General features: G+C 66.1%; 7 protein-coding genes. 6 read left to right on the top strand and 1 reads right to left on the bottom strand.

Annotation, left to right across the window (positions count from 1 at the left end; translation table 11 throughout):
- The 6 genes from AC3IF3_RS29715 to AC3IF3_RS29690 form a co-directional block, all read left to right on the top strand.
- On the top strand, positions 1-627 hold a 627-nt coding region (locus tag AC3IF3_RS29715), incomplete at its 5' end, for a cytochrome b/b6 domain-containing protein (RefSeq protein WP_489231611.1).
- Positions 624-1,562 carry a molybdopterin-dependent oxidoreductase gene (locus AC3IF3_RS29710; RefSeq protein WP_489231610.1) on the top strand — a complete coding sequence of 313 codons (939 nt, stop codon included), beginning with the start codon at positions 624-626 and terminating at the stop codon, positions 1,560-1,562. The genes AC3IF3_RS29715 and AC3IF3_RS29710, both read left to right, overlap by 4 nt.
- A 259-nt stretch (positions 1,563-1,821) precedes the next feature.
- Positions 1,822-2,499, top strand: a complete 678-nt coding sequence (locus AC3IF3_RS29705; RefSeq protein ID WP_489231609.1) for a recombinase family protein — start codon at positions 1,822-1,824, stop codon at positions 2,497-2,499.
- 92 nt (positions 2,500-2,591) lie between these two features.
- Positions 2,592-3,239 carry a ParA family protein gene (locus tag AC3IF3_RS29700; protein WP_489231608.1) on the top strand — a complete coding sequence of 216 codons (648 nt, stop codon included), beginning with the start codon at positions 2,592-2,594 and terminating at the stop codon, positions 3,237-3,239.
- A complete protein-coding gene (locus tag AC3IF3_RS29695; RefSeq protein WP_489231607.1) occupies positions 3,239-3,628 on the top strand; it encodes a hypothetical protein in 390 nt (129 codons plus the stop codon). Before AC3IF3_RS29700 ends, AC3IF3_RS29695 begins: the two co-directional genes overlap by 1 nt.
- A 193-nt stretch (positions 3,629-3,821) precedes the next feature.
- On the top strand, positions 3,822-4,100 hold the full coding sequence (locus AC3IF3_RS29690) for a hypothetical protein (RefSeq protein ID WP_489231606.1): 279 nt from the start codon (positions 3,822-3,824) through the stop codon (positions 4,098-4,100).
- A 1,697-nt stretch (positions 4,101-5,797) separates the two neighbouring features.
- Here AC3IF3_RS29690 and AC3IF3_RS29685 read toward each other — a convergent pair.
- A complete protein-coding gene (locus AC3IF3_RS29685; RefSeq protein ID WP_489231614.1) occupies positions 5,798-6,124 on the bottom strand; it encodes a helix-turn-helix domain-containing protein in 327 nt (108 codons plus the stop codon).
- Positions 6,125-6,338 lie beyond the last annotated feature (214 nt).

Genomic DNA, 6,338 nt, shown 5'->3' with positions numbered 1-6,338 from the left:
GTGCTGGGTCGCGCCTTCGACACGACCGGCTGGCTCGGCTCCTCCGCTGGAGCCGACGGCGAGCCCGCGGATCTTGGCTTCCCGTCCTGGCTGACCCTGCCGAGCGACCAGGACCTCACCGGCGGCCGGAGCTGGCACTTCTTCTTCGCCTGGGCCTTCGTCCTGAACGGCACCCTGTACCTGTTCTACGGTCTGCTCAGCGGGCAGCTGCGCTTCCGCGTCGTTCCGCAGCGCGACCAGATCCGGCACTTCGGCGCCTCAATATGGGAGCACCTGACGCTGCGCTTCCCGCAAGGGGATGAGGCCAAGCGCTACAACGTCATCCAGAAGCTCACCTACGCCCTCGTGCTGTTCGTGCTCCTGCCCGTGCAGGTGCTAGCGGGCCTGGCGATGTCGCCGGCCATGGACGCCGCGTTCCCGTTCCTGCTGACCCTGTTCGACGGGCGGCAGTCAGCCCGCACTGTCCACTTCGTCGTGGCGGCGCTGCTGGTCCTGTTCGTGATCGTGCACGTCGCCCTGGTTCTGCTCTCGGGCTTCTGGAACAATATGCGTGGCATGCTCACCGGCTGGTTCGTGATCGACCGCAAGGTCGAGCCGGCACCCGTTACCGGGAAGACCCGGGCATGAGCCGCTTTCTGAGCCGACGCGTCCTCCTGACGGGGGCTTCCGCCGCGGCTGCGACGGCTATGCTCGGCGGGTGCGACCGCCTGGGCAACGCGGAATGGTTCAAGCGCACGCTGAAGACGGGCGAGGACGCCAACCTGTTCGTCCAGCGCCTGCTCCTCACCGAACGCAGCCTGGCGCCAGAATACACCGAGGCCGACATCTCACCGTGGTTCAAGCCGAACGGCACCGAGGACCCGCCGGACAAGGGCTACAAGGCCTTGGCGAAGGGCAAATTCGCCAAGTACCACCTGGAGGTCGGCGGCCTCGTGGAGGCGCCCTTCAGGCTGTCCCTGGCCGAGCTCCGCAAGCTTCCCGCCCGCACCCAGGTCACCCGGCACGATTGCGTCGAGGGGTGGAGTGCCATCGGCAAGTGGACCGGGGTGCCGCTCGCCGACCTCTTGACCCGGGCCAAGCTGAGGCCCGAGGCGCGCTTCGTCGTGTTCCACTGCGCCGACACCATGGACCAGGGTGGCGATGACGATCGTGAGGACGACGGCGCCGCAGGTGACAGCAGTTCGCAGGAGGAGGCGCCTGCCGGCAATGCCAACCCGAACATGACCAAGCAGTCGGGCGGTGGCGAGAGCAAGAAGGACTCGGGCGGCCAGCAGGCATCGGAAGACACCGCGGCCAGCGGCGGGTCGCCGGTCCGGTACTACGAGAGCATCGACCTCGTGGACGCCTTTCACCCGCAGACGATCCTGGCCTACGAGATGAACGGGCAGGCCCTGCCGGTCGCGAACGGCGCGCCCTTGCGCCTGCGGCTGGAGCGCAACCTCGGATACAAGCAGGCCAAGTACGTCATGCGCGTCGAGGTCGTGGAAAGCTTCGCCCATATCGGCGAGGGCAAGGGCGGCTACTGGGAGGACCAGGGCTACGCTTGGTACGCCGGCATCTGAGCCGAAGGATCGGACGTGAGATGCGCAACCAGATCCTTGCCAGAAGGATTTGTAAGCGAGTCCGATGCAACAGGCCGGGACCAGCCGTCGTGCTGCATCCCGGCCTCGCGCACTCCCGACCGCACCGCGGCGGATAATCCTGAGATAGGCGCAAGGGTGGCCGCGAGGAAGCGGCGGTGTGTCCCCCGCGCCCTCGTGGGCGGGTGTTTCATCCGGTTAAACGTCCGTTCGATCAGACGAGACACCCCGCGAAATTAGCATGGCTTACGCTTTCGTCTCCTACCTGCGGGTCTCGACCGAGCGGCAGGGCCGATCCGGGCTCGGGCTGGAGGCGCAGCGGGGGGCAGTGGCCGATTTTCTCGCGGGTGGCTCCTGGCGGCACGTGGCCGAGCTTGTCGAGGTGGAGAGCGGGTCCCGGGACAATCGCCCTCGCCTCTCGGAGGCCATGGTGCTCTGCCGGCTTCACGGCGCCACGCTGGTCATCGCGAAACTCGATCGCCTGTCACGTGACGCGGCCTTCCTGCTCAACCTGCAGAAGGCTGGCGTCCGGTTCGTGGCGGCCGACATGCCCGAGGCCAATGAACTGGTGGTCGGCATCATGGCGGTGGTCGCCCAGGCCGAGCGCAAGATGATCTCGGCCCGGACCAAGGCCGCGCTGGCGGCCGCCAAGGCGCGGGGCGTGCGCCTGGGCAAGCCTAAGAACCTGTCGAACCGGGAGGCCGGCCAGGAGCGCGGGCGAGCCCGGCAGGCGCGGCGAGCGGCGGAGCGCGGCCTGGATCTGGGGCCGGTGATCGCGTCTGTGCGTGCCGAGGGCGCCGTCTCCCTCCGGCAAATCGCGGGGGCACTGAACGCCCGAGGCATCCCGGCTGCTCGCGGCGGAGCGTGGTCGGCCGCGCAGGTGTGGCGGGTTCTGGCGGGGATTGATGGCCACGGTTAAGATGGTGTTAACCGCAATCTGCCCGTGTGATGGCGGCCAGAAAGAAACTGTCTTGCGGACAGATAGCGGCTATCAGTCAGACAGGTTGCTGCATGGCGAAATTGATAGGCCTGGCATCGACGAAGGGTGGCGTTGGGAAGACGTCGATCGCCCTAAACCTTGCGGCCGTGTTGGTAAGAAGCGGTGCGAAGGTCGTCGTCCTGGACGCCGATCCAGCCGGCCATGCCGTCGCGGTCAGCGAGATGGGCCTGCTGCCTTTTCCGGTCGAGGCGCAGCTTCTTGAGGAGGTCGAGGCTAAGGCGGTCGCGGCCTGGACCAAGGCCGTGCGGGCGCAGGATACCGACTTCGTCGTGATCGACGCGCCCGGTGCGCTGGGCGCTGCATTCGGCGCTGTCGTGGCGATTGTCGATTTGGCGCTGATCCCGGTCGGCGCCTCGATGCTCGATATCCGGGGGGCGGCCGAGACGGTCGGCATCGTGCGGCGACACCGGAAGGCCGGCGGGCGAGGGCGGCCGGACATCCTCGTCGTCCCGTCTCGCGTCGATCGGCGGACAGGATCGGGGCGGGACGTCGTCAGCACGCTGGCCGGCCTGACCGAGCCGGTAGCGCCGCCGATCACGCTGAAGGCGGTCGTCGCCGATGCCCTGTCGGCCGGCGAGGCTGTGCCCGCCGAGTCCCCGTCTGGTCTGGAGTTCGCGGCGCTTGCCGCTGCGGTTCGCGCTCGTCTGGAGTCGTTGTGATGGCATCGAAGCCCCGAAACCGGGCCAGCATGGATGCGGAAGCCGTCGCCCGCTTGATGGCCGCGCAAGACCAACTAGAGCAGGACGCGCCGGCCGAGCCTACGTCTCCGGCGCCACCCGAGCCGGTTGCGGCGGCCGAGCCCCCGCCGCCTATCCAAGCCGTTCCCGTGCAGGTCGCCCAGGCTGTTTATCCGCAACCCGCGCCGCCGCCGCCAGCCTTCGATCCGAGCAAGGTTGACGGTCGGACCCTTCGGCGGACTGGTCGGGAGCCGTTCGCCACCAGGATCAAGCCAGAGGCCCACGAGGCGCTGCGCCGGATCGCTTACCATCGCCGGATCACCATCGCGGAAGCGCTGGAAATGGCGGTCGAGGCCTTCGATAGAAGCTAGAAATCTAGTCTTATGATTGACGCTAGATAGTCGCAAGATAGCAATCAGATATCCGGCTTCTGCGTTTATGATAGCGGCTCCCTTCACCGGTCCGGCCACCGGGATCTGCGCACGGTGGTCGGCTACATCCGGCGGGCGAATGCGTTCAAGGGGCACTCCGGGTCGGGGTTCTTATGAAAGGGGAAGCGCACCGATGCGCAGCGATCAGATCCGCGCCGCCGGCATCATCGCAGAAAACGTCGTCTCGGCGCTGGAGCGGTTGGACGGGGGCGACCTCGCGGCACAACCTCGGGAGGCGGCAATCGGTGGCCTGATGCGCGAGCTGGTGGCCGTGATGCCGACGCCGTTCGACGGCGTGCTGGCCGCCGCCTGCAAGCGCTACCTCGCCACCCTGCCGGATCAGGGGTGGGCTGGGCCACGCGTCGAGACGGTCAGCATGGTCGACGGATCCGTGACGATGCGGGACGGGTAGGGGACGGGCCGGATCCCGTGATGACGTGGTTCGGCCCTGTGCCGTTCGGCATCCGAGCCGGAGCGACGAGTGCGATGTAGCGCGTAGCCGCGAGGGTGACGGCGCGATGAGTGCTGAGAGCGTATTTTGGGCCGGCTTCGTGGCCGAGGAGCATCACTAAAATAGTGATGTTTAGTGATGAGCGGCGGGTTTTGCGCCCAATACGCGCGCCCGTGCGTGAGGGCACGGCACCCAACCAGCCCGACGAATGCCGTCGCCTTGGTTTTTCCCGCCTATGAAAAGGGGGTGGTGAAACGCCCCCTCCCCTGAGTTTTCGGAGCAGTACGCGCAGGCGCGCGCGAGGGGAGGGGCGGCGGTTCCGAAAGGGGGTCGCAGAACGCTACCCCCTGAGTTTAGCGCACGGTACGCGCACGCACGCGAGGGGCCTGCCTGTTGTGATTTGTTGTGGTCGAGAGGCGTCCGCCTGTTATTAATTGTTAAGGTTGGGGGCTGTTTAGACGCTTCCAAACCTTCAGTTCGCGGGCGAATTTCGGGAGCAGTACGCGCACGCGCGCGGGGCTACGGACGGATCGTTCACCGCTCGGACCGTGCCGCCTCCGTGCTGGGCTCGCGCCGGGTGCGTGCAGGTATCGTGCCGTCTCAGTAGGGGGCCAGTGCCTGGGCAACTAGGCGACAGATGGCCGGCGCGGGCTGTTGACCTTTGCTGACCTCAGCGGGGAGTTTCGCTACCAGTACGCGCCCGCGCGCGCGAGGCTGAGACAGGGGCCATAGAGTCCGCAAAAGCTTTAAAGGTCAGTGTCTTAGCCCGTCTCGGTCGATAGCATGCGGGTGTCCAAAATGGACGAACCTGCACAACCCGCACACCCTAAATGGGCCGGCGCGGACCGGCCCCGCTTTGAAAAACAATCAACAAAAATCAGAGCGGGGCGCGCGGGCGAAGGCCGAATAAAAAAACGGAAAATATTGGCCGAGGGTCGGACCGGAGCCCGATTAAAATACCGCCCAATATTCCGCCCCGGTACCGGTCGCCTGTTGAAGGATGTTGAGGTCAGAGCCGGTCCGGGCCTGTTAGCAAATGTTAGCATCGGCCTATTGGTAAATGTTGGGATCGGGCGGGGTTTCGGGCCCAGTACGCGCGCGACACGCGAGGCCGGCGCCTTTGTTAAAGTAGCGATGAGTAGCAAAGCCGGACCGGAGTTTCGGCAGCAATACGCGCAGGCGCGCGAGGCGGCACTGCGTGGCTAAAGTAGCTGGAAATAGCCACACCGTTCGGAATTAAGCGCACGATACGCAGGCGCGCTCGAGGGCCAACCCGAACAACCCGAACACCTGAAAAAGGGACTGCCGCCGCCTCTAAAGTAGGGAGATTTAGAGCGCGCAGGCCGGTGAGCGGCTATTTTTCGGAAGCCGCTACGCGAAGAGTTTTCCGAGGCAGTCATCGCGGGAATTTCTGGAGTTTTCGGAGGCAGTCACGCGCAGGTAGGCCACGAGTTTTCCGACCCAGTCCTGCGAGGGTAGTTTTCGGTAGCTGGTAGGCGAGGCTGGCGGCCGGGCGGGCATTGGGTTTTGCCGGCAGTCATCGCGAGCCCTGGTTAGATATGAGCGTTGCCCACATTGCCATTAGGATCGCCAGATTTGGCCCAGGACGGCCATTGTCCGAAATCCGGTAGTGTCACCGATAAAACGAGGGAGCGGCCTCACGCGCCAAATTTAGCGGCTTCCTGGGCTTTCCTGACGGCGGACACCGTCGAGGGTGACACGCCAGCCCGCCGGGCGATCTCCCGATCCGAAAGGCCCTCCGCTAGCAAGGTCTCGACGGCGGCACGGCGCTCGGCCACGGGGCGGTGGGCAGGTTTATCCGGGCGAGAGGTCGGGCGGGCGGCAGACCTGGCAGTCGGCTTGCGGGCCTGTCCATTTTGGACGGGCGGTCGGCGAGGCGCTAACGGTGAGGGGGTAGCGCTTTGCGACCCCCTTTCGACCTCCGGCAGATCAGGATCAGATGGGGTAACGGATGGTGAGCCCATCTCGGCTTCAGGAAGCGAGGGGGGTAACGGTTCGTGATCCCCTTGGCTCTCAGGCTCGGCCGAATTGATCGCCTCGCACTGGATCTCGGCCCGGCTCGCCTCAAGCTCCGCGTCCCACCGAGCCTGCATCGCCCAACGCCGCCGCAGTCCAGTATCGCATCCCGGCGTGCCGCAGTTGCTGTTGCCATCGTCCCGGTAGCCCGCACCGCACTCC

The organism is Methylobacterium sp. J-118, assembly GCF_057836565.1.
This window is presented reverse-complemented; position numbering and strand designations above follow the sequence as displayed.

What these genes read in the sequence shown, in the direction of transcription:
- AC3IF3_RS29695 (WP_489231607.1), top strand. Translation starts at nt 3,239, where the DNA reads ATGGCATCGAAGCCCCGAAACCGGGCCAGCATGGATGCGGAAGCCGTC.
- AC3IF3_RS29710 (WP_489231610.1), top strand. Translation starts at nt 624, where the DNA reads ATGAGCCGCTTTCTGAGCCGACGCGTCCTCCTGACGGGGGCTTCCGCC.
- AC3IF3_RS29690 (WP_489231606.1), top strand. Translation starts at nt 3,822, where the DNA reads ATGCGCAGCGATCAGATCCGCGCCGCCGGCATCATCGCAGAAAACGTC.
- AC3IF3_RS29700 (WP_489231608.1), top strand. Translation starts at nt 2,592, where the DNA reads ATGGCGAAATTGATAGGCCTGGCATCGACGAAGGGTGGCGTTGGGAAG.
- AC3IF3_RS29705 (WP_489231609.1), top strand. Translation starts at nt 1,822, where the DNA reads ATGGCTTACGCTTTCGTCTCCTACCTGCGGGTCTCGACCGAGCGGCAG.
- AC3IF3_RS29685 (WP_489231614.1), bottom strand. Translation starts at nt 6,124, where the DNA reads ATGGGCTCACCATCCGTTACCCCATCTGATCCTGATCTGCCGGAGGTC.